We start from the raw sequence: 21,216 nt of genomic DNA on the forward strand, positions 1-21,216 counted from the left end.
GCGATCACCCCTCCTGGAGAGTGGGCTCCATGTCGTTGACCATCGCCCTGAATTCCCCGCCCGGCCGTTCCGGCATCGGGTCGAATACCAGGTCCTCCGGCTTGCGCGTCAGACGTATCTGGTCGCCGACTTCCTCGATGAACGTATCGAAATGCGTGTAGTTGAGGTCGACGAGGTCGAGAACGGGTTCCTCGTTGAGCTCCAATGCGGCCTTGAAGCCTCTGATCGTTCCGGCCTCGGCAACGTAGTCTGACGCGCGACGAAAGAGTTTCGGCATCACCACGAGCGTTTCCGTCAGGGATCCGATATTCTCGATGGTCGATAGGGTGTTGGTGCGGTCGACCGCGTATACTCCCCGGTTGGCGGCGCGGGCTTGCTGGACTGTCTGGGTCAGCGCCGTGCGCAATTCGCCGAAAAGCGTTTGGTAATAGGTGGGGAAAGCCAGCCCTTCCGACAGCATGAACCGGTTGAGGCTTGCGTCGAGCATGGCGGGTCGAACGAACACCTCGGAGCCGCTAGGACTGGAGGGGGCACCCGGGAAGAGAAAGGCGATGATGCGCCCGAATTTATCGGTAGCCCGAGCGAGGATATAGCCGTCGATGCCATCCTTGGCCGAGAGCACGCTTGATTGATTGCTGTCCCAAATAACGTCGCTTATGCCGAGAAACGCAAGGAGCGCGGTACGCGCCTCGTTCGCCAGCGCCAGCGGCTGGTGGCGGCCGCCATAATGCGTCTCCAGAGCATCGATAGCCTCGACGCGCACGCTCGTATGCCCGCGAGCATTCACCTTGGCCGGCACGCCCTGGAGAAGGGTCAGCTCCGACAGGTCGTTCGGGGCGAATCGAACCGTGTCTCCGTCTGGAGAATAGTTCACGCAATGAAATTTACCGGTAATGACGAAGAATGGCATGTTGAACCCCTCGCTTCCGTAGGCGTGCATTATTAGTTGCGACACAACCGGATGTAAATCCTTCCTCGCTGGGTTGGATCGCAATTGCTATTGCGGGAGGCGCGGTAGTCATTCGGCATTCCAGCAGCTTATTTTCAACGCAAAAAGGGGCGGCACCTGCGGTACCGCCCCGTTTCGTGGTGACGACGTGTCACCCGTTCCGGACCCTTGACTGATCGAGCGCTTATTTGCTCGGGGCAGCCGGTGTCGTCGACGGGTTGGTGGCGCCGCCTGCAGGCATCGAGGTGCCGGTGGAGGACGTGGTCGTCCGGTCGGTTTCTGCCTGCTTGTCTGCCAAGGTCTTGAATTCCGGAGCGGCCTGAAGGGCTTCTGCCGTTTCCGTGGTTGTCAGACGGACTTCGTTGTTGCTGTCCGCATCACGCGTCATCGTGATCTTGTCCATCGGCAGAGCGATTTCCTTCTCACCGATGCCGAGGAAGCCGCCAACGCCGACCACGGCTGCAACGATGCCACCGTTTTCTTCGAGAATCAGGTCGTTGACGTCGCCGATGCTCTTGTCTTCTGCGTTGTAGACCGACTTGCCGATATAGTCGTTGGCGCTGATCTGGTTTTCAGCCTGCTCGGTGAGGTAGCTGCCGGAAGCGGCGGCCGTGTCGGTGCCGGTCTTCGGAGCCGGCGTTGCGGCGGTGTCAGCCGGTTTTGCAGCCGGATCCGTCGGAGCGGCAGGGGTTGCCGGAGCCGGGGCGGCCGGCGGCGTCGGCTGGGTCTGGGCAAATGCCGGTGCAATGGCGGTGGACGCCAAAAGAACAACGGCTGCCATGGTGCTAAGGGTCTTCTTCATAACGAAACCTACCTTCCTCTGCTCAAAACTATCTTTGAACACGCGGCCCCTCCGCTATGGAGCTTTCCGACCGCGCTGGTTCGAGAGGAAAATGTTATGAGGACGGATTGGTTCCGGCCGAGATTGCTGAAATTTTAGGCGTTTCGGCTGGAACTTTTTCGCGCTTTGCTTGTTAGTGCGGCCTTTCTGCCCTTTATAGGCGATAGGCTGGCTCAGGATCGCATTGGATCGAAACGGCGATTTCGAACAGCGAGCCGGCAAAGGGGTCGGCAGCGCGAGCGGCCTCGTCCAGTCCCTCCCGCGCCGAAGTCACGGCCAACCGGTCCTTGCCGATGAAGGCGGGGCAGGTGGTCTGTTTTGCCGGCACCAGGTGACGCGACAGATGCTGGCCGTCAGCCGAGTAATGATCGATGGCACCCTCGCCCCAGCGGGCGTTCCAGATCGTCCCGTCGCTGGCGCAGATCGACCCGTCGATGCCGCCCGGCCTGCCGTTCTCGTCGACCAGGAACTCGGCTTCGCCGTTTGGCAAGCCTGTAGCCGGGTCGAGGGATACGCGCATCAGCCGGTTAACGCGTGTGTCCGTATAATAACCGATCGCCCCGTCCGGCGAGAAGCAGATCGAGTTTGGGATGCTGATGCGGTCGAAAAGCTTGGTCACCTCGCCCTGGCGAACATGATAGATAGCGCCGGCACCGTCCTCGGCTTTTCGTCCCATCGTTCCGATCCAGAGGCTGCCGGAGGGATGTACCCTGCCGTCGTTCGAACGGTTGCCCGGCTTTTCCGGCTCCAGTTCGAGATAGGGAGATAGCGCGCCGGTCGCGCGATCACGGATGAACATCCCCTTGTCGCTCGCGATCATCTGTCGGGCGGCGTCGATCGAGGCAAGCGCGCTGGCCATCACCGGCAACGCATGAACGATCTCCCGCCCGGTCGGCAGATGCAATTCGTGCAATCCCTTGCCGAGAATGTCGAACCACCAGAGCGTCTCCGTTTCCGATTCCAAGGATGGGCCTTCTCCGAGTTCGCACAGGGAGGAGGAAAGGACACGGCCTTCGAAAGCGTGTGTGGTCGCCATGTGAAATCTCCAATTGCATACCGAGGTGATCGATTAGTATCATCGACGGGAGAGAGTCGGCAAACTCGCGGCATAGGGGATTTGATCCCCAACAATTATCTCCTGACAAGCGGCTGGGGGCATGCAAAGGTTTGCAAATCCGATTAGATGTCATCATTGTCGAAAGTTGATAATGGTCGTCATTATTCGGAATTGATAATAGCCACAAATTTAGCATCTAATTGAAATCTGAAATAGCAGCCTCCACGACGCAGGCACGTTCGGCGGGAGCTATCCGGGCAAATCCGGAGAGCCTTTTCCGTCCCACGTGTGGGAGGCGGGCAATGCGAATATAAAGGACCGGATTGGGCGGATGTATGGGAAATACCAGGAATCGCTCGACGCCACCCGGCGGACAGAGAAGCAGATGATGGCCAATACCGAGAAAGCAGAAGAAGCTCGTGTCTTTGGCGGAAGTGTCGGAGAAATCGCTGATCTCAAGACACAGTTCGACGTGTTCCGGTTCATGAAGCGGGTAACCGAGCATTATGGCTGCCGCACGTTCATGGTTCTCAACCTGCCCCACGCCACGTCGCTCGAACTGTCCAACAACACGGTCATTACCAACTGGCCGGCGGAACTGATGTCTCTTTTCGACCGCGAAGGCATGATGCAGACCAGCCCCGTACTTCGGCGGCTGCGCGTCTCAACGATCCCGTTCACCTTCGATCTCGATACGGTGCCGCCCGAGCGGCAAGGACCGGCGGTCCGCGCCATGTTCGGGAGGTTCGGTCTCGTCCGTGGCGCTTACTTCCCGGTCCATGACATGTCCGGCAGCCGCGGCGCCGTTTCTTTCTCAGGCGATGGTCAGCTGTTCACGCACCAGCAGATGATGGAGTTGATGTACGTCTCAATCCACGTCTTCGAGCGCCTGGCGGAGATTCGCAACCTCGATGTGCGCACCACGGACGTGCTGACCGACCGCGAGACCGACTGCCTCAACTGGACGGCCGCCGGCAAGACCAGCGCGGAAATCGCGGAAATCCTCGGCCTCTCCGAACATACGGTCAATCACTACCTGAACCGCGCGGCCAAGAAGCTGGATACGGTCAACCGCACCCAGGCGGTCGCCAAGGCGCTTAGAATCGGTTTGATCAAGTAACCAAATTGAATGCTGCGGCGCACAAAATTTCACCACTGCTCAAGCATTGACCGGTCACGAAACGCCGCTTCCATCAAGAGATGTTGCGCCGCAGCAGGGCTTTTTGCCAGAAGTGGTTGAAAAAGCTCATCAATAGGAAGTATCTTCCCGTCTGGCATGTTTCGTGCTTCTGTAGGGGCAGGTCCAGAGGGGACTGCAAGCGCCCCAAGAGGCGTGACAAGAAAAGCTGCCGTTCGATCAGTGCGCCACATGGCTGCCGATCGAACGGCGGTTTATCTTGCTTGCCCCTGGCAATGCCGAACTCCTATATATCTGCAAACGCGGCATCCCGTTTTGAGGGATCGGTATCGCATCAGGCATTCGGGAGTTTTGAAATCATGGCCGACGTGACGAAAGAGGAAGTGCTAGTGGTTCTCGCCAAGGTGCGCGGGCCGGACCTGGAAGGCGATATCGTCTCGCGCGGCATGGTCTCGGACGTCTTCATCTCCGACAACAAGGTCTATTTCTCGATTACCGTCCCGGCAGCGCGGGCGAACGAACTGGAGCCTTTGCGCGTGGCAGCGGAACGCACCGTCAAGGCCATGCCGGGCGTCAAGGGCGCGCTGGTAACGCTGACGGCGGACCGCAAGGCCGGTTCAGCTCCGCCGCCGCGCCCGCAGCCTGCCGCTCATTCGCATTCGCACGGGCACGCCCATGATCACGCGCACGGCCATCCGCCCCAAGGTCAGCAACCGGGACAGCAGCCGACCCAGCCGCAGCAGCGGGAAAAGCCTGGTGTGCCGGGTGTCGGCGCCATCATCGCGGTGGCATCCGGCAAGGGCGGCGTCGGCAAGTCGACGACCGCAGTCAATCTCGCGCTCGGGCTCCAGGCGAACGGCCTGCGGGTCGGCATTCTCGATGCCGATATCTACGGGCCGTCGGTGCCGCGTCTCCTGAATATCACCGGCCGGCCGCAGCAGATCGAAAACCGCATCATCAAGCCGATGGAGAATTACGGCCTGAAGGCGATGTCGATGGGTTTCCTCGTCGATGAGGAGACGGCGATGATCTGGCGCGGGCCGATGGTCCAGTCAGCGCTGCTGCAGATGCTGCGCGAAGTCGCCTGGGGAGACCTCGACGTGCTCGTCGTCGACATGCCGCCAGGTACCGGCGACGTGCAGCTCACCATGGCCCAGCAGGTGCCGCTGGCCGGCGCGGTGATCGTTTCGACGCCGCAGGACCTGGCGCTTCTCGACGCGCGCAAGGGGATCGCCATGTTCCGCAAGGTCGAAGTGCCGCTGCTCGGCATCGTCGAGAACATGAGCTATTTCCTCGCTCCCGATACCGGCAAGCGTTACGACATCTTCGGTCATGGTGGCGCGAGAAGCGAGGCGGAACGGATCGGCGTGCCGTTCCTCGGCGAGGTTCCGCTGACGATCGACATTCGCGAACGGTCCGATGCGGGCACCCCCGTCGTCGCCTCCGATCCCGAAGGGGCGTCGGCGAAGATCTACCGTGAGATTGCCGCCAAGGTCTGGGCCGAGCTCGGTAGCCTCACTCCGCGACCGGCGCCTGCAATCGTTTTCGAATAGGAATCCGCATATATCTTCCTGGACATTTTGGAATACCTCCCTCGCGCCGGTGGACAGTCACTTTGACGGCCGTTTTTGGTCAAGGCTTTGATGTAGACCGCGAATCGTCTTGTTGCAGAAGCCCCCTTGAACATATTCGGCGCGGGAGTCATGTTGCGGCGCCCACTACGAGGTTTATCCGGCTCTTGATTTTGACTATGGCTGTCTCTATAGGCCCGTCCCGCTGGTGGCCGGCTGGCGGTCCCTAACCCAGGGGCCGGCAAGCCTGCTTCTCGTTCAGGGCCGACGACTTTCGGCCGGAGACCACGATTGATCAATGCCTATAGCGCCACTGGCTCGATGAAGACGCTTGCGCCGGCCGAGGCGCTGCGACAGCTTGCCGACGATATCGTCTGGATCGATCTGGTCGAACCGAATCCGCAGGAGGATGCCTATGTCGAGGGTCTCCTCGGAATTCAGGTTCCGACCCGCGACGACCTGAAGGACATCGAACCTTCGAGCCGGCTTTATGTAGAGAAGGGCTCAGTGTTCATGACCGCGTCGCTCGTCTGGCGCGCCGATGGCAAGGATCCGCAGCTCACCGACGTCGCCTTCATCCTCTCCGGCGGCCGGCTGATCACCGTGCGCTACGCTGAGCCGAAAAGCTTCCAGCTGTTCATCGCCAGCTTGAGCCGTCTGCCGGAAGCGGGGCGCGATGGCGCCACTTTGCTGGCAAAACTTCTGGAAACCATTGCCGATCGCACGGCCGAAATTCTCGAGCAGACGGTCGATCACGTCGATGCGCTGTCGACGGACATCTTCCGCGACCGCGGCAAGCGCCGCCCGCCGCAGTTCCTGGAGCGTAAGCTGGCCGATATCGCCGAATACCACCGGCTGATCAGCAAGGTGCGCGACAGCCTCGGTTCGCTCGCCCGGCTGTTGACCTTTCTCATGAACGTGCCATTGATCAGCCAGGACAAGAGCGACGACAACCTCTGCCGCACCGTTGCGCGCGATGTCGACTCGCTTTCGGAACATGCCTCTTACATCGCCGGCAACATCGCCTTTCTGCTGGATGCCTCGCTCGGGCTGATCAATGTCGAGCAGAACTCCATCATCAAGATATTCTCCATCGCGTCGGTCGTGTTCTTGCCGCCGACACTCGTTGCCTCGATCTACGGCATGAACTTTCGGTTCATGCCGGAACTCGAGTGGCATATCGGATATCCTCTCGCGATCCTCGCGATGCTCCTGTCCGCCATCATCCCCTTTTTCTTCTTTCGCTGGAAAGGCTGGCTTTAAGCCGGACATCCCCCATGGGTCACCCCGCTGAACATCACGACGCCGAGAAAACGAAGGTCCAAGGCCTTTTTGCGCTCGCACTCGGCTCCGTCGGCGTCGTCTACGGCGACATCGGTACGAGCCCGCTTTATGCATTCCGCGAGGCTCTGAAGCCGATCGCCCACGACGGCGTCACGGAACTCGAGATCATCGGCCTCATCTCGCTGATGATCTGGACGCTGACGATCATCGTCACGTTCAAATACGTGCTTTTCCTGCTGCGCGCCGACAACGACGGCGAAGGCGGCACGCTCTCGCTCCTTGCACTTCTGACCAAGTCCGCCAACGGCCACAGGGCAATATTGATGCTGCTCGGCCTCATCGGGGCCGCGCTTTTCCTTGGCGATGCAATGATCACTCCGGCACTGTCGGTCTTGTCCGCGGTCGAGGGCCTGAAGCTGGTGGCGCCGTCGATGAGCAGCGCCGTGGTACCGATCTCCGTCGGCATCCTGATTGGCCTTTTCGCCATCCAGTCGAAGGGAACGGGCCTTGTATCGCGCTTCTTCGGGCCGATCACCGCCGTCTGGTTCATCGTCATGGGCGCCGGCGGCGTCGCCCATATATCGGACGACTACAGCATCCTGGCGTCCTTCAATCCGGTCTATGCGGTCGAATTCATGCTGAACGAGAGCTTCACGGGCATCGTCGTTCTCGGCGCCGTTTTCCTGACTGTCACCGGTGCCGAAGCGCTCTATGCGGACCTTGGCCATTTCGGCCGACGGCCGATCCAGTGGGCCTGGTTCACGCTCGTCTTCCCGGCGCTGACGTTGAACTATCTGGGGCAGGGCGCTCTGGTGCTGAAGCATCCGGAAGCGATGTCCGATCCGTTCTACCTGATGTTCCCGCAATGGGCGCTGCTGCCGGTCGTCATTCTCGCGACCGCGGCCACCATCATCGCCAGCCAGGCGGTGATCACCGGCGCTTTCTCGCTGGTCCGCCAGGGGATCCATCTCGGTTACCTGCCGCGCATGCAGATCCAGTTCACCTCGGAGACCAATACCGGGCAGATCTTCCTGCCGTCGGTCAACACCCTGCTTCTGGTCGGCGTCATCGCGCTGGTTCTGGGTTTCGAAAGCTCGGAATCGCTCGCCACCGCCTACGGTATCTCGGTGACCGGCGCCATGGTCGTCACCACGCTGATGGCGTTCGAGTTCGTGCGGGTGAAGTGGAAATGGCCGCAGACTTTCGCGATCTGCATTCTGGCCCCGCTGCTTGCGCTGGAACTGGTCTTCCTCGGCGCCAACCTCCTGAAGGTCCATGATGGCGGCTGGGTCCCGGTCACGATGGCGATCATCTTCACCATCGTCATGTGGACCTGGAAGCGCGGCACCGCGATCCTCTTCGAAAAGACCCGCCGCATCGACGTGCCGCTCGAGACCTTCATTCCGATGGTCGAGAAGAAGAGCGATCATGCCCCGGTATCCGTGCCCGGCGTCGCGATCTTCCTGACCAGCGATCCGGAAACCGCGCCCGCCGCGCTGTTGCACAACATCAAGCACAACCACGTCCTGCACGAAAAGAACGTGGTGCTGACCATCATCACGGTCAACAAGCCGCGCGTGTCGCTTGAGGAGCGGTTCAAGATCGAGAAGGTCTCGGAGCGTTTCACGCTGATCGAACTGCGCTTCGGCTTCATGCAGTCGCACAATGTCTCTCAGGCGCTCGCCTATCTGCGCAAGACGGGCTTCAAGTTCGACATCATGTCGACCTCCTTCTATCTGGGCCGCCGCAAGCTGGTGCCGGACGCCGCGTCCGGCATGCCCATGTGGCAGGACCGGCTGTTCATCGCCATGGCCAACACGGCGACCGACCCGTCAGACTATTTCCACCTGCCGGCCAACCGCGTCGTCGAACTCGGCTCGCATGTCATCATCTGAGATGCGCCGCTGGGATGCCCTTCGCTGACATTGATGTGAATGTACTAATTCAAGCCGGCTGCCGGGCGTTTCGGCAGCCGGCGTTAACCGCTCATCAAGGTTAATGATTGATCTTCATCGGGTTCCTGTTGCCCTGTGGAGTTTCCGGTTTTGCGTTCGAATAGTGTTTTGCGTCGCAAGTCCTCATCCGGACTGAGTGGATGGACTTCTCCGGCCGTCTTCGGCCTTGCCTGCTGGCTGATCTTTCCGTCCGCCCCGGCTCATGGCGATCTCGCCGACCTCCTGACCGGCGGCGCCGAGCAATGGCGCATGGTGCTGACCGATTCGCCGGCGGGCTCGATCCATCAGGCGTCGCTCGCATTTCCCGGCCTCAAGAACGCAGTCTCCGGCAATGCCGGTCTCGAACTCCCGGACGGCCGCAAGATCGCGCTCGTCGACGAGAAGAAATCCTCCGATCCGCGGCCCGATGAAGACCGCGTCAACCGCGCCGCCAAGAAGGGCCGCATCGTCACCGTCGAGCCCATGCAGCCGCCAAAGGCCTTTTCCGCAGGCTCCGTGCTGCAGCGTTCGAGTGCGCTGACCCTGCCGCTCGACGCCCGTGACGGACTGGCCAGGTTTGCCAAGGCCGGCAAGAGCGAGAAGCCCGTCGAACTCGCCGCCTTCTATTTCCGCAAGAAGGACGAGCCGAAGCCGGAAGACGATCTGATGCCGATGATCGCGAGTCTCATCAACAACAATCAGGCCGATGTGCTGGCCACCGCCTATGCGCCTGCGGCGCAGGATTTCGCCAAGGAATCGCCCTTCGATGCGATCCTCAGGGAAAAGCCGAGCGCCGGCCGCTTCATTCCGCCGATCGGTCTCGATGATCACGCCTGGGCTGCGACACCGCTGCCGCCTGCCTCCTTTTTGGCGCGCGAGCAGCAGTGCCTCGCCTCCGGCATCTATTTCGAGGCACGCGGCGAATCCGCCCGCGGCCAGGCGGCAGTCGCCCAGGTTATCCTGAACCGCGTCCGCAATCCGGCCTATCCGGATACGATCTGCGACGTCGTCTACCAGAACGAGGATTGGCGCAACCGCTGCCAGTTTTCCTTTGCCTGCGACAATATCAAGGACCGCATCCGCTCCGAATATCATTGGAAGATGGCACGCGAAGTGGCTATGGCCGTGACCGCCGGCAAGATCTGGCTTCCGGAAGTCGGTTCCGCCACGCATTATCATGCCGTCTATGTTCGTCCCGACTGGGCGCGCACGATGAAGAAGGTCGGCCGCATCGGCCTGCACGTCTTCTACCGCACCTATGGCGGCGGCTGGAGCTGAGCCGGTTCCTGTCGCTTCAACAGGCGGCGATTCCCGCGACAGTTTTACCCGACTCCGGTTGTACCTCTTTTAACCGGTTGAATTTGCTCGGTTAATTTACCTGAATCGAAGAACCTTGGACGCCTTGACTATGGGGGCGGGCAAAACTATGTTGCGCGCGACTTGAAAACGGGCCGGACGGCGCGAAATCCCTCGCTAACCGCATTTTTTGCGGTTGGAAAGCATAAAACCGGTTGTGCCGGAAGCAGAAATAGGGGAGGACGCACATGACGGATCACCGCGACGATGGTCTGGAAGAGCGCCGGAAGCGCTTGTCCGCGAAACTTGCGGACAGGAAGGCTGACGACGCGGCAGAGGCGAAGAGGGACGCGCAATCCGAGGAAAGCCGAAAAGGCATGGCCTTGGGTTTCAAGCTTTCCTCCGAGTTCATCTCCGCAGTCGCGGTTGGGGCTATTCTGGGCTTTTTGCTCGACCGTTTTGCCGGCACTGCGCCGTGGGGGATGATTGTTCTTCTTCTCCTCGGGTTCTGTGCCGGTGTGCTGAATGTGCTTCGCTCTGTGGGAAAGGTGGCTCCGCCGCCGACCACGAACCAGCGTAGCGGCAAGGATGGTAAGGGAAACGGCGGCCTGTGAAGGTCCGGTTTCCGGAAATGAAACTGGGCCGCCCCGGCGCGGCTAAGGACCAAGAGGTAGACGGTGGCAAACGATCCGATCCATCAGTTCCAGATCAGCAAGATCGTTCCGATCGAGATCGGCGGCATCGATTTCTCCTTTACCAATGCGTCTCTGTTCATGGTGGCAACCGTCGCCTGCGCCGCGGGCTTCCTGTATTTCTCGACCTCGCAGCGCGGCCTGATCCCCGGCCGGGCGCAGTCGGTCGCCGAAATGTCCTATGAATTCATCGCCGGCATGCTGCGCGAAGGCGCCGGCAGCAGCGGCATGAAATTCTTCCCGCTGGTCTTCTCGCTGTTCATGTTCGTGCTGACCGCCAACCTGCTCGGCATGTTCCCTTATTTCTATACGATCACCAGCCAGATCATCGTCACCTTCGCCCTGGCCATCCTGGTCATCGGCACGGTCCTCGTCTACGGCTTCTACAAGCACGGCCTGCACTTCCTGAAACTCTTCGTGCCCTCGGGCGTGCCGTTCCTGCTGCTGTTTCTGGTGGTTCCGATCGAGCTGATCTCGTTCCTGTCGCGGCCGATTTCGCTCTCCATCCGTCTTTTCGCCAACATGCTGGCTGGCCATATCACGCTCAAAGTGTTCGCAGGCTTCGTCGCCTCGCTCGGAACCATGGGCGCGCTGGGCATCGGTGGCGCAGTCCTGCCTCTCATCATGACGGTCGCCCTGACCGGTCTCGAATTCCTCGTCGCCTTCCTCCAGGCTTACGTCTTCGCGGTACTGACTTGCATGTACCTCAACGACGCGATCCATCCCGGCGGGCACTAAGGATAAAAACGACATTGGCGTCCTGAAGCGTCAGTCATCAGCCGCAACAACCATTTCGAAGGAGTTTCTCATGGAAGCGGAAGCAGCAAAGTTCATCGGTGCAGGCCTGGCTTGCTTTGGCATGGCCGGCACGGCTCTTGGCCTTGGCAACATCTTCGGCAGCTACCTGTCGGGCGCTCTGCGCAACCCGTCCGCCGCTGACAGCCAGTTCGGCCGTCTGGTGTTCGGCTTCGCCGTTACGGAAGCTCTGGGCATCTTCTCGCTGCTCATCGCTCTCCTGCTCCTGTACGCAGTCTAAGATCTGTCCAGGAAATTCGGATCGCGGCCGCTTGCAGAAGGCGCGCCGTGATCCTTCGCATTTGGAATACACCTGGAGGTGATGATGTTCGTGACCTCGGCATATGCGCAGACCGCGCCGGCCGCTACTGATCCGCATGCCGCGCCTGCTGGCGAAGCGCATACCGAAACCGGCGCCCATGGCGGCGGCACCTTTCCGCCATTCGATGCGGCCCATTTCTCGTCGCAGCTGCTCTGGCTCGTCATCACCTTCGGCCTCTTCTATCTTTTGATGAAGAAGGTCATCGTTCCGCGCGTGGGTGGCATTCTCGAACACCGCCACGACCGGATTGCCCAGGACCTCGACGAAGCCGCCCGCCTGAAGGCGGAAGCGGACGCTGCCGTCGAGACCTATGAGAAGGAACTGGCTGCCGCCCGTTCCAAGGGCCACAAGATCGCCGAAACGGCTCGCGAAGCCGCCAAGACCAAGGCTGCCGCCGACCGCACCGCGATCGAGGCCGAACTTGCCGAGAAGCTGGCTGCCGCCGAAACCCGCATCGGCGAAATCAAGGCAAAAGCTTTCGCAGAAGTCGGCCAGATCGCCGAAGAAACCGCCACCGCCATCGTCGATCAGCTGATCGGCGCCAAGGCAAGCGGCGACGACATCAAGGCTGCCGTTGCAGCCGCGAAGACGGAGGCTTGACCCGATGGCATTCGATGCAACATTTTTCGCACTCGTCGGCCTCGTTCTCTTCCTAGCTTTGATCGTCTATCTCAAAGTGCCGGGCATGATGGCGAAGTCGCTCGACGAGCGGGCCGCCAACATCCGCAAGGATCTCGACGAAGCCAAGCGTCTGCGCGAAGAAGCCCAGACCCTGCTCGCCGAATACCAGCGCAAGCGCAAGGAAGCCGAAGCGGAAGCCGCCCAGATCGTGGCTGTCGCCGAGCGTGAGGCTGCGGCCCTGACCGAGGAAGCTCGCCAGAAGACCGACGAATTCGTCGCTCGCCGCAACGCCCTTTCCGAGCAGAAGATCAAGCAGGCCGAAGCCGAAGCGATCGGCGCCGTGCGCGCTGCCGCCGTCGACCTCGCCATCGCCGCTGCCCAGAGCGTCATCGCCCGCAAGGCCGACGCCTCCACCCAGGACACGCTCTTCCAGGACGCCGTCGGCAAGGTGCAGTCGCGATTGAACTGATTTCGATCACACGAGACTTCCAAAAAGCCGGGGCGAAAACCCCGGCTTTTTTGTTTTGGGAAATAGAGGGTTCCTACGGAGAGCGTCATGCGCAAGCCGCGATTATTCGGCGCAGACTACAGCGTTTATGTGCGGACGGCCCGCCTTGTCCTGCTGGAGAAGGCCGTGGACCACGAACTGGTTCCGGTCGATGTCTTTGCGACAGGTGGTCCGCCGACGTCACACCTCGAACGCCAGCCCTTCGGGCGGATCCCAGCGTTTGAAGATGGCGACTTTAAGCTCTACGAGACCGGAGCGATCACGCGCTATGTGGACGAGGCATTTAGTGGTCCCGCGTTGCAGCCACCTACCCCTCGCATTCGGGCGCGCATGAACCAGATGATTGGCATTGCGGACAGCTATGTCTACCCGACACTCGTGTGGGGCATTTATGTCGAGCAGGTTTCCAAACCCGCCAGCGGCAGGCGGACGGATGTCGTCCGCCTGGATGCTGCGCTCGAAAGGGCGCCGACCTGCCTGAAGGCCCTTGCCGAACTGTCGCAGGACTCCGCGTGGCTCTGCGGTGATGGGATCAGCCTGGCGGACCTTCACTTGGCGCCGATGATCGACTATTTCATGACGTCGCCCGTCGCAAACGACCTGCTGGGCAAGCATTCCGGCCTGATGTCCTGGTGGGAACGGGTATCCGCGCGGCCGAGCATGCTCAGGACGATACCGACGGGCTGAGCGGCTTCGCTGGACGGGCCGTAGATTTCTACCGGTTAGCTCTCCGGCAGATCATCCTTTTTAAGCGGCCGAAAACTCATCCGATGCAGCGAGCACGGCCCATGCGCCTCGATACCGGCGCGGTGCTGGGCCGTCCCATAACCGACGTGATTGGCAAAACCGTACCCGGGGAAGACCAGGTGGGCGCGGGTCATCATCCGGTCGCGGGTGACTTTTGCGATGATCGAAGCGGCGGCAATCGAGACGGAGCGGGCGTCGCCCTTGATGACCGCCTTGCCGGGGCAGCAGAGCCCCTGCGGCACGTCGCGGCCGTCGGCGAGCACATAGGCCGGCGTCACTGCAAGCCCCGCCACCGCGCGGCGCATGGCGTCGAGGCTGGCGCGCAAAATGTTGCGCTCGTCGATATGGCGCGGGCCGGACGCGGCGATCGACACTTCTGCTGTCGCCATGATCGCCTCGAACAGAAGTTCCCGCTGGTTGGCGGTGAGTTGTTTGGAATCGTTGAGGCCGTCCGGGATATTGTCGGGGTCGAGGATGACGGCGGCGGCCACGACCGGGCCTGCCAGCGGCCCGCGTCCCGCTTCGTCGGTGCCCGCGACCGGCCAGTGGCCGGCCTGCCGCGCCACGAGCTCCAGACTGAAATCCGGAACCAGCGGAACGTCTTCGAAAAGCATCGGAGAATCGGGCGACGTGCGAGGTAACATGGCGGCAACCTCGCACGTCGTCCCGACCTCCTGCAACCCCCGGCGGGCGATTGCGGCGTCGCTATCCACCGAGGGGCGGCGGTGGAACCGGGGTATTTTCCGACGCGGGGGACAGGGCGGGTCCGCGCCGGAAATGGGAATTCGCAATTAAACCGGAACAGGGTCCGGTCAGAGCAGCGAGAGCTGGATGCCGCCGCCGTCGGGACGGAGGAAGATATCGTCGCGCAACGGCAGGCCGCGCCGAACCATACCGAGCCGTTTGGTCGCCATCTCGAAACGCCGGCCGATCTGCCAGGCATAGGGACCGGCACCCTTCATCCGCTTGCCCCATTCGGCGTCGTAATCCTTGCCGCCGCGCATCGAGCGGACGAGCGACATGACATGGCGATAGCGGTCCGGATAGTTCTGCAGCAGCCAGTCGCGGAAGAGGGGGCTCACCTCCAGCGGCAGGCGCAGGAGCACGTAGCTCGCTTCCGTCGCCCCTGCCGCATGACCGGCGTCGAGGATCCGCTCGATCTCGTGGTCGTTGAGCGCCGGAATGACGGGTGCCACCATGACCGCAGTCGGAATACCGGCATCGGTCAACGCCTTGATGGCGGTGAGGCGCTTGGGAGGGGTCGAGGCGCGCGGCTCCATGGTGCGGGCAAGCTTGCGGTCGAGGGTGGTGACCGAAATCCCGACCTTCGCGAGCCCCTTGGACGCCATGTCGGCAAGGATGTCGATGTCGCGGGTGATCAGCGCCGACTTGGTGACGATCGCGACGGGGTGATTGGCTTTCTGAAGCACTTCGAGGATCTGCCGCATGATCCGCCATTCCCGCTCGATCGGCTGGTAGGGATCGGTATTGGTGCCGATCGCGATCGCCCGCACCTTGTAATCCGGGCGGCTCAGCTCCCGCTCGAGCAGCTTTGGCACGTCCGGCTTGGCAAACAACTTCGATTCGAAGTCGAGACCTGGAGAAAGCCCCATGAAACTATGCGTCGGTCGGGCGAAACAATAGATGCAGCCATGCTCGCAGCCGCGATAGGGATTGATCGAGCGATCGAAGGAAAGGTCCGGCGATTCGTTGCGGGTGATCGCGGTGCGTGGCTTTTCCACCTGCACTTCGGTCCTGAACGGTTCGAGTTCCTCCAGCGTCTGCCAGCCGTCGTCGAATGCCTCACGGCGTTCTTCCTCGAAACGGCCGCTCGGATTGAGCCCTGCGCCGCGCCCGCGACGCCGGTCGATCTCCACCCGAAGACCGGAGGATTTGACCAACGCATCGGCAATATCGGCCGTATGGGCAGGCGCGAAAGCGTCCTGCCGCAACTGATGCAGCTCGTTCATGGGTTAGCTCCTGAAGGGGAAATTCCCCGTTCCTGATGATTAAATTCCTAGCGCGGAAATGAGAACATTGCAAGAACAAAATTGACGGTCCGCGTTTCTGGCGTTCCGTGTTGCAATGCGTTACATGTCAGGGATGCTGACTGTCATCATGGAATGCCGCGATCAGGAATCCGAGCTGGCCCAGACGCTCTCGGTGCTCGTTTCCGCTGCGGTGGAGGGACTTGTGAGCGACGTCGTGGTGCTTGACCACGGTTCGCGGGACGGTTCCTCCAGCGTCGCCGATGCGGCCGGCTGCCGTTTTTACGGCCATTGGAACATCAAGGATATTTTGCGCGGCGCCCGTGGAGAATGGTTGTTGCTGGTCGAGCCCGGCGCCCGGCTGCAGGCCGGCTGGATCGACGAGGTGATGGAATATATAGCGCTGAACAAGCAGCCGGCCCGCTTCGCGCCGGCGCGCAACTATAGGCGGCCGTTCTTCAGGCGCATCGGCCGCGCCGTGCCGCCGCTGGAATACGGCATGCTGCTGCCGAAGCGGCAGGCGATTGCGCTGGCAAAATCGGGGATGGACCTGGAAACGCTGGCGCGCGGCCAGAAGGTGTCGAAGCTCGCCAGCGAGATGATCCCGGCCTGGGTGGCGGCGGCCGTCAGGTAGCAGCTATTTGCTGCCGCGTTTCAGGTGCTCGTCGAGCCGCGGCATGATCTCGATGAAATTGCAGGGCATGTGGCGGTAGTCGAGCTGTGCCTTCAAAATGCCGTCCCACGCGTCCTTGCAGGCGCCGGGCGAACCCGGCAGCACGAAGATGAAGGTAGCGTTCGCCACCCCGCCGGTAGCCCGTGACTGGATCGTCGAAGTGCCGATCTTGTCATAGGAGATCCGGTGGAACACTTCCGAAAAGCCGTCCATGCGCTTTTCGAACAGCGGCTCCAGTGCCTCTGGCGTCACGTCCCGGCCGGTAAAACCCGTGCCGCCTGTGGTAATCACCACGTCGATATCGGGATCGAGCGTCCATTCCTGCACCTGGCCGACGATGCGGTCCTTGTCGTCCGGCACGATCGCCCGCGCCCTCAGCTCATGGCCGGTTTCAGCGATCCGCGCCACCAGCGTGTCGCCGGACTTGTCGTCGGCAAGCGTGCGCGTGTCGGAGACGGTCAGCACGGCGATGCCGACAGGGATGAAGGAACGGGTTTCGTCGATCCGGTTCATTGGGGTTTCTCGGGCACCTGTCCAACGGTTCTCACCGCCTGAAAATACCATTCCGGCTTCTGGCCGTTAAGGTTTTCCATCGCCTTTTCCGCCGCTTCGAAGGAAGGAAAAATCCCGAAACAGGTTGCGCCGGAACCGGACATCCGCGTCAGCATCGTCCCCTCCGCGCCGATCAGGCTGGAAATCTGGTCGATTTCGCGCACCAGCGAGCGCGCCGGCGGTTCAAGATCGTTGCGCAGCGTTTTCAGAAAGCCGATCCAGTCGCTGTCGAACGGCCCGATCGCCGCGTTTTCCTTCTGCGTCAGGCGCAGGAAGATATCCGGCGTCGAGACCCCGACGAGCGGGTTGCCGAGCACCAGCGACAGCGAGGGCAGGTCGGGAAGCGCGGTCAGTTCCTCGCCTATCCCCCTGGCCATAAGCGCCTCGCTCTTGATACACATCGGAACGTCGGCGCCAAGCGAAAGCCCGAGCGCTGCCAGTTCCCCGTCCGGCAGGCTGGCATTCCAGAAGCGCATCAGGCCGCGCAGGGCTGCTGCCGCATCCGCCGAACCGCCGCCGATACCGGCTGCGACCGGCAGGTTCTTTTCGAGATGGATGGCAACCGGCGGCGTCGAAACGCCTTTATCCTCCAGCGCCGTGCGCAGGAGATCGCGCGCTTTCAGCACGAGATTGCCCCTCTTACCTTCCGCCGAGGTCGGCAGCAGCGAGGCGAACCGGCCGGAAACGGAAAGATCGTCGGCGTCCGCCTCGCTAAAGTACAGCCGATCGCCCGCGTCCGCAAAAGTCACGATGCTTTCGAGCCGATGGTAGCCGTCGGCCCGCTGGCCGGTCACGTGCAGCGCGAGATTGATCTTGGCGGGCGCGAGTTCGAAAAGGCCCGCCTTGTCGGCGAGCCAGTTGTCGGATGACGGATTGTCCAGAAACATGCGCGTCAGGATTTCTTGTCGGGATTGGCCGGCGCCGGCGGGGCAGGTGCCACGGGTTCCGTCGGGCTGCGGTCGGCGGTCGTCGCGTTCGGATCGAGCGGCGCCAGGCCCTTCTCGATCTTCTCCTTGATCTGCTCGCGGTTGATGTCTTCGCCTTCCGAGATCAGCGCCCGGTTCCACTGGTAGACGGCCTCGAGCTTGCGCCCGACGCGCCAGTAGGAATCGCCGAGATGGTCGTTGATCGTCGAATCGCCGGCACGCAGCTGCACCGCGCGTTCCAGCTCGGTCACGGCATCGTCGAACTTGCCCATCCGGAAATAGGCCCAGCCGAGCGAGTCGACGATATATCCGTCATCCGGCCGTGCATCGACGGCCCGCTTGATCATGCCGAGACCTTCGTCGAGGTTCTTGTTCATGTCGACCAGCGAGTAGCCGAGATAGTTGAGGACCTGCGGCTGTTCCGGGTTGAGCTCGAGCGCCTTGCGGAAGTTCGGCTCGGCCTTTGCCCAGTTCTTGAGCCGCTCATAGGCGATGCCGCGCTGGAAGAATATGGTCCAGTCGCCAGGCTTCGGCACAGGCCCGATGACCTCGGCGGCCTTGTCGTAGGTCTCCGCCATGGTCTTGTAGTCCTTGGCGTCGGAAAGCACGCTTCCATAGGCGATGTAGCTGCGGATGTCGGACGGATCGGAATCGATCAGCGACTTCAGGTGCTGCTTGGCCTCGTCCACCTTGCCGGTATCGGAAAGCGTCACGCCGAGCTGCAGCTCGGAAATGCGGCGCATCGGCGAATCGGCGGGGACGCTGGCATAAAACTTGATGGCGCGATCCGGCTGCTTGAGCTTTTCGGCGATGCCGCCGAGCAGGATCAGCGTATCGGCGCTCTTTGGGTCGAGCGCGTGGGAAATCTGCAGGTAGAGCGAGACCATGTCCTCGGCGCCCTGGCGGTTCAGCGCGCCGCCGATCGAAAACAGCACGCCCGCAGCGCCTTCTGCGGCATCGCTCACCTGCTGTTCGGGCTTCTGGCCTTTCTCGATGCTCTGGCGCAGGGCCTTCAGCGGCGCATAGTTGGAGACCATGCCGTCACCGACGGAGATCGCGTCCAGCGCCTTCTGCTTGTTGCCGGCAGCCGCTTCGAGGCGTGCCAGCGCCATGACCGCGCGCATGAATGTGTCCGGCGCGGTGGCGACGGCTTCCTTGTTGGTGACGGCGGTATTGAGGTGCTGCCGCGCCGTGCCGATATCGCCCGTCACCAGCGCCATGGCGCCGAGATGGTAATCGGTGAATACCTTGTACCAGGCCGGTCCCTTGAGGTTGTTGATGCTGGCCATTGCCTGCTTGCCCTTGCCGGCGCCGACATCCGCCCAGGCGGAGAGAAGCTGGTGGGTCAGCCGGTCGAGGTCGTTCGGGCCTTCGTAGGCAAGAACCTTCTTGGCGGTATCGAATTTCTTGGCGCGCAGGGCATCGAGGCCGCGGACGATCTTGGTGATCCGCTCGACGGCGTTATCGTCCTTGAGCGCGTTGGCTTCAGCGAGGCCCTGGTCGAAATCGCCGTTGAGCAACAGCGAGATCATCAGCCGCTCGCGGATTTCCAGGTTGGCGGCATCGAAAGCCAGCGCCTTGCGGTAGAGGGCGATCGCAGTGTCGTAGTCATGGTCGACATCGGCTGTCCGTGCGGCCAGAAATGCACCGGAAAACGTCTTCACGTTGCCAGGGCCGAACGTCACCGTGTCTTTCACCGCTGGCTTCGCTTCCGCCGTCGCCGCATTGGCTACCGTTCCGAACAGGAGAACGGTTGCAAGCGCCGCGCTGGAGAGCAGAAGAAGGCTGGATTTCTGCCGCATAAACATGCCTTTCGTAAGAGCATGGCGATTCGATGAGATACCGCCGCCAATTCCGCCCTATTGATTCACGATAGAATGGCTTTTTTGAAGCACGTCCGCAAGGAAATCCCCAGCGCCGCATGGGGGCGGCGCCGGTCACACCCTCGTCAACGGACGCCGAGCGTCAGTTGACGCGCTGGATCGAAAAGTCGATGACTTCGAGAAGAGCGGCCTTGAGCGGCGAGGCCGGAAGCGGTGCCAGCGCATCGCGGGCGATCGTACCGTAATGCAGCGCGCGGCCGATCGTGTCGTTCAGGGCTCCGTATTTGTTGATCAGGCCGAGCGCCTTTTCCAGGTTCTCGTCGCTGCTTTCACCCTTCTCGATCGCCTGACGCCAGAAGGCGCGCTCAGCTTCGGTGCCGCGGCGATAGGAGAGGATGACGGGCAGCGTGATCTTGCCCTCGCGGAAATCGTCGCCGACATTCTTGCCGAGATCGGCAGCCTTGCCGCCGTAATCGAGCGCGTCGTCGACGAGCTGGAACGCAAGACCAAGGTTCATGCCGTAGGATTTCAGCGCGCCCCGGCCGGCCTTGTCGGCATTGGCGATGATCGGGCCGACTTCGGCGGCAGCCGCAAACAGCGCAGCCGTCTTGGCGCGGATGACCGAAAGATAGTCGTCCTCGGTCGTCTCCATGTTCTTGGCGACGGAAAGCTGCAGCACTTCGCCTTCGGCGATGACGGACGCTGCGGCCGACAGCACGTCGAGCGCTTCGAGCGAGCCGACATCCACCATCATCCGGAACGCCTGGCCGAGCAGGAAATCGCCGACCAGAACGCTTGCCTGGTTGCCCCAGATCATCCGCGCGGTGGAACGCCCGCGGCGCAGATCGCTTTCGTCCACCACGTCGTCATGGAGCAGCGTTGCCGTGTGCATGAACTCGACGCTGGTCGCAAGCTTCACATGGGCTTCGCCCTGGTATCCGAACAGGGCCGCAGACGCGAGCGTCAGCATCGGCCGCAGCCGCTTGCCGCCGGACGAGATCAGGTGGTTGGCGACTTCCGGGATCATCTGCACGTCGGAACCGGCCTTGGACAGGATCAGCTGGTTGACCCGATCCATGTCCGCCTTGGTCAGATCCACCAGCGGTTTGACGGATGCCAGTTTGTTTTTGCCTTCTTCAAGCGGTATGACGACGCCCAATCTCAGGCCTCCCTATCGAAATCTTTCAAACGACAATAGAAAGAGGCTGATAGTGCGGCAAGCGCAAATCGCATCCCGCCGGATATAATGGGGTAACAAACAAGCCATGCTGGAGATCATCCGCACCAACGACATCGTGATCCTGTCGTTGGCACAGAGCCTGATGAAGGATGCGGGCATCTACTGCATGGTCGCCGACCAGTCGATGAGCGTGCTCGAAGGCTCGCTCGGTCTGTTGCAGCGCCGGCTGATGGTCGATGGCGAGCGCGCCGACGAGGCCCGGCGGATCTTGAAGGACGCGGGGCTGGAAGCGGAGCTGCGGCCTTGATGCTTGTGGAAA

General features: G+C 61.7%; 22 protein-coding genes. 13 read left to right on the plus strand and 9 right to left on the minus strand.

Translation table 11 applies throughout. The features are described from left to right. Nucleotides 1-4: 4 nt before the first annotated feature. The 3 genes from LZK81_RS04545 to LZK81_RS04555 form a co-directional block, all read right to left on the minus strand. Entirely contained in the window at nucleotides 5-910 is a 906-nt protein-coding gene (locus LZK81_RS04545) for a thermonuclease family protein (protein WP_233955325.1), read from the minus strand. A gap of 223 nt (nucleotides 911-1,133) precedes the next feature. Further along, nucleotides 1,134-1,751 carry a PRC-barrel domain-containing protein gene (locus LZK81_RS04550; protein WP_046603384.1) on the minus strand — a complete coding sequence of 206 codons (618 nt, stop codon included), beginning with the start codon at nucleotides 1,749-1,751 and terminating at the stop codon, nucleotides 1,134-1,136. Between the two features lie 193 nt (nucleotides 1,752-1,944). Further along, the gene (locus LZK81_RS04555; RefSeq protein ID WP_233955326.1) at nucleotides 1,945-2,826 is read right to left on the minus strand and encodes an SMP-30/gluconolactonase/LRE family protein; all 882 of its coding nucleotides are present in this window, start codon (nucleotides 2,824-2,826) and stop codon (nucleotides 1,945-1,947) included. 409 nt (nucleotides 2,827-3,235) lie between these two features. Here LZK81_RS04555 and LZK81_RS04560 point away from each other — a divergent pair, with 409 nt between their 5' ends. The 11 genes from LZK81_RS04560 (at nucleotide 3,236) to LZK81_RS04610 (ending at nucleotide 13,695) form a co-directional block, all read left to right on the plus strand. After that, on the plus strand, nucleotides 3,236-3,967 hold the full coding sequence (locus LZK81_RS04560; RefSeq protein ID WP_046611076.1) for a helix-turn-helix transcriptional regulator: 732 nt from the start codon (nucleotides 3,236-3,238) through the stop codon (nucleotides 3,965-3,967). A gap of 377 nt (nucleotides 3,968-4,344) precedes the next feature. After that, entirely contained in the window at nucleotides 4,345-5,538 is a 1,194-nt protein-coding gene (gene apbC / locus LZK81_RS04565) for an iron-sulfur cluster carrier protein ApbC (protein ID WP_233955327.1), read from the plus strand. Between the two features lie 309 nt (nucleotides 5,539-5,847). After that, nucleotides 5,848-6,819, plus strand: coding sequence for a magnesium transporter CorA family protein (locus LZK81_RS04570; RefSeq protein ID WP_370689416.1), 972 nt, complete (start codon nucleotides 5,848-5,850; stop codon nucleotides 6,817-6,819). Nucleotides 6,820-6,833: 14 nt separating this feature from the next. Further along, nucleotides 6,834-8,735, plus strand: coding sequence for a potassium transporter Kup (locus tag LZK81_RS04575; protein WP_233955328.1), 1,902 nt, complete (start codon nucleotides 6,834-6,836; stop codon nucleotides 8,733-8,735). Between the two features lie 168 nt (nucleotides 8,736-8,903). Next, the gene (locus LZK81_RS04580; protein WP_233955329.1) at nucleotides 8,904-10,052 is read left to right on the plus strand and encodes a cell wall hydrolase; all 1,149 of its coding nucleotides are present in this window, start codon (nucleotides 8,904-8,906) and stop codon (nucleotides 10,050-10,052) included. Between the two features lie 266 nt (nucleotides 10,053-10,318). Further along, nucleotides 10,319-10,684 (plus strand): AtpZ/AtpI family protein, encoded by a 366-nt coding sequence (locus LZK81_RS04585; protein WP_046611044.1) that lies wholly within the window; start codon nucleotides 10,319-10,321, stop codon nucleotides 10,682-10,684. Nucleotides 10,685-10,747: 63 nt separating this feature from the next. Continuing rightward, nucleotides 10,748-11,500: a F0F1 ATP synthase subunit A gene (locus LZK81_RS04590; RefSeq protein ID WP_046603390.1), complete on the plus strand. Its 753-nt coding sequence runs from the start codon at nucleotides 10,748-10,750 to the stop codon at nucleotides 11,498-11,500. A gap of 70 nt (nucleotides 11,501-11,570) precedes the next feature. Then, a complete protein-coding gene (locus tag LZK81_RS04595) occupies nucleotides 11,571-11,798 on the plus strand; it encodes a F0F1 ATP synthase subunit C (RefSeq protein ID WP_007774919.1) in 228 nt (75 codons plus the stop codon). An 84-nt stretch (nucleotides 11,799-11,882) separates the two neighbouring features. Then, on the plus strand, nucleotides 11,883-12,479 hold the full coding sequence (locus tag LZK81_RS04600; protein ID WP_233955330.1) for a F0F1 ATP synthase subunit B: 597 nt from the start codon (nucleotides 11,883-11,885) through the stop codon (nucleotides 12,477-12,479). 4 nt (nucleotides 12,480-12,483) lie between these two features. After that, nucleotides 12,484-12,969, plus strand: coding sequence for a F0F1 ATP synthase subunit B (locus LZK81_RS04605; protein WP_233955331.1), 486 nt, complete (start codon nucleotides 12,484-12,486; stop codon nucleotides 12,967-12,969). 87 nt (nucleotides 12,970-13,056) lie between these two features. Continuing rightward, nucleotides 13,057-13,695: a glutathione S-transferase family protein gene (locus tag LZK81_RS04610; protein WP_233955333.1), complete on the plus strand. Its 639-nt coding sequence runs from the start codon at nucleotides 13,057-13,059 to the stop codon at nucleotides 13,693-13,695. A gap of 35 nt (nucleotides 13,696-13,730) precedes the next feature. Here the strand turns inward: LZK81_RS04610 and LZK81_RS04615 are convergent, their stop codons facing one another. Both LZK81_RS04615 and LZK81_RS04620 read right to left on the minus strand, forming a co-directional pair. Next, the gene (locus LZK81_RS04615) at nucleotides 13,731-14,399 is read right to left on the minus strand and encodes a ribonuclease HII (protein WP_233955335.1); all 669 of its coding nucleotides are present in this window, start codon (nucleotides 14,397-14,399) and stop codon (nucleotides 13,731-13,733) included. 168 nt (nucleotides 14,400-14,567) lie between these two features. Then, nucleotides 14,568-15,725 carry a PA0069 family radical SAM protein gene (locus tag LZK81_RS04620; protein WP_046641104.1) on the minus strand — a complete coding sequence of 386 codons (1,158 nt, stop codon included), beginning with the start codon at nucleotides 15,723-15,725 and terminating at the stop codon, nucleotides 14,568-14,570. A gap of 133 nt (nucleotides 15,726-15,858) precedes the next feature. Between LZK81_RS04620 and LZK81_RS04625 the strand changes: the two genes are divergently transcribed. Next, nucleotides 15,859-16,377, plus strand: a complete 519-nt coding sequence (locus LZK81_RS04625) for a glycosyl transferase (RefSeq protein WP_233956468.1) — start codon at nucleotides 15,859-15,861, stop codon at nucleotides 16,375-16,377. Between the two features lie 3 nt (nucleotides 16,378-16,380). Here LZK81_RS04625 and moaB read toward each other — a convergent pair whose 3' ends face one another. The 4 genes from moaB to LZK81_RS04645 all read right to left on the minus strand — a co-directional run bounded on the left by moaB (nucleotide 16,381) and on the right by LZK81_RS04645 (nucleotide 20,876). Further along, on the minus strand, nucleotides 16,381-16,929 hold the full coding sequence (gene moaB, locus LZK81_RS04630) for a molybdenum cofactor biosynthesis protein B (protein ID WP_233955336.1): 549 nt from the start codon (nucleotides 16,927-16,929) through the stop codon (nucleotides 16,381-16,383). Next, nucleotides 16,926-17,855 carry a 4-(cytidine 5'-diphospho)-2-C-methyl-D-erythritol kinase gene (locus LZK81_RS04635; protein ID WP_233955337.1) on the minus strand — a complete coding sequence of 310 codons (930 nt, stop codon included), beginning with the start codon at nucleotides 17,853-17,855 and terminating at the stop codon, nucleotides 16,926-16,928. The genes moaB and LZK81_RS04635 overlap by 4 nt, the downstream gene beginning before the upstream one ends. Before the next feature lie 5 nt (nucleotides 17,856-17,860). Beyond that, nucleotides 17,861-19,696 carry a tetratricopeptide repeat protein gene (locus LZK81_RS04640; protein WP_046603398.1) on the minus strand — a complete coding sequence of 612 codons (1,836 nt, stop codon included), beginning with the start codon at nucleotides 19,694-19,696 and terminating at the stop codon, nucleotides 17,861-17,863. 163 nt (nucleotides 19,697-19,859) lie between these two features. Next, the gene (locus LZK81_RS04645) at nucleotides 19,860-20,876 is read right to left on the minus strand and encodes a polyprenyl synthetase family protein (RefSeq protein WP_046611036.1); all 1,017 of its coding nucleotides are present in this window, start codon (nucleotides 20,874-20,876) and stop codon (nucleotides 19,860-19,862) included. Between the two features lie 106 nt (nucleotides 20,877-20,982). Here LZK81_RS04645 and LZK81_RS04650 point away from each other — a divergent pair, with 106 nt between their 5' ends. Then, nucleotides 20,983-21,204 (plus strand): DUF2007 domain-containing protein, encoded by a 222-nt coding sequence (locus tag LZK81_RS04650; RefSeq protein WP_037087717.1) that lies wholly within the window; start codon nucleotides 20,983-20,985, stop codon nucleotides 21,202-21,204. Nucleotides 21,205-21,216 lie beyond the last annotated feature (12 nt).

Origin of the sequence: Neorhizobium galegae, from assembly GCF_021391675.1 — a bacterium.
Taxonomy (GTDB): domain Bacteria; phylum Pseudomonadota; class Alphaproteobacteria; order Rhizobiales; family Rhizobiaceae; genus Neorhizobium; species Neorhizobium galegae_B.

Coding starts and splice junctions, on each gene's coding strand:
- LZK81_RS04545 (WP_233955325.1), bottom strand. CDS start 910: ATGCCATTCTTCGTCATTACCGGTAAATTTCATTGCGTGAACTATTCT.
- LZK81_RS04550 (WP_046603384.1), bottom strand. CDS start 1,751: ATGAAGAAGACCCTTAGCACCATGGCAGCCGTTGTTCTTTTGGCGTCC.
- LZK81_RS04555 (WP_233955326.1), bottom strand. CDS start 2,826: ATGGCGACCACACACGCTTTCGAAGGCCGTGTCCTTTCCTCCTCCCTG.
- LZK81_RS04560 (WP_046611076.1), top strand. CDS start 3,236: ATGGCCAATACCGAGAAAGCAGAAGAAGCTCGTGTCTTTGGCGGAAGT.
- apbC (WP_233955327.1), top strand. CDS start 4,345: ATGGCCGACGTGACGAAAGAGGAAGTGCTAGTGGTTCTCGCCAAGGTG.
- LZK81_RS04575 (WP_233955328.1), top strand. CDS start 6,834: ATGGGTCACCCCGCTGAACATCACGACGCCGAGAAAACGAAGGTCCAA.
- LZK81_RS04585 (WP_046611044.1), top strand. CDS start 10,319: ATGACGGATCACCGCGACGATGGTCTGGAAGAGCGCCGGAAGCGCTTG.
- LZK81_RS04595 (WP_007774919.1), top strand. CDS start 11,571: ATGGAAGCGGAAGCAGCAAAGTTCATCGGTGCAGGCCTGGCTTGCTTT.
- LZK81_RS04600 (WP_233955330.1), top strand. CDS start 11,883: ATGTTCGTGACCTCGGCATATGCGCAGACCGCGCCGGCCGCTACTGAT.
- LZK81_RS04605 (WP_233955331.1), top strand. CDS start 12,484: ATGGCATTCGATGCAACATTTTTCGCACTCGTCGGCCTCGTTCTCTTC.
- LZK81_RS04610 (WP_233955333.1), top strand. CDS start 13,057: ATGCGCAAGCCGCGATTATTCGGCGCAGACTACAGCGTTTATGTGCGG.
- LZK81_RS04615 (WP_233955335.1), bottom strand. CDS start 14,399: ATGTTACCTCGCACGTCGCCCGATTCTCCGATGCTTTTCGAAGACGTT.
- LZK81_RS04620 (WP_046641104.1), bottom strand. CDS start 15,725: ATGAACGAGCTGCATCAGTTGCGGCAGGACGCTTTCGCGCCTGCCCAT.
- LZK81_RS04625 (WP_233956468.1), top strand. CDS start 15,859: ATGCTGACTGTCATCATGGAATGCCGCGATCAGGAATCCGAGCTGGCC.
- moaB (WP_233955336.1), bottom strand. CDS start 16,929: ATGAACCGGATCGACGAAACCCGTTCCTTCATCCCTGTCGGCATCGCC.
- LZK81_RS04635 (WP_233955337.1), bottom strand. CDS start 17,855: ATGTTTCTGGACAATCCGTCATCCGACAACTGGCTCGCCGACAAGGCG.
- LZK81_RS04640 (WP_046603398.1), bottom strand. CDS start 19,696: ATGCGGCAGAAATCCAGCCTTCTTCTGCTCTCCAGCGCGGCGCTTGCA.
- LZK81_RS04650 (WP_037087717.1), top strand. CDS start 20,983: ATGCTGGAGATCATCCGCACCAACGACATCGTGATCCTGTCGTTGGCA.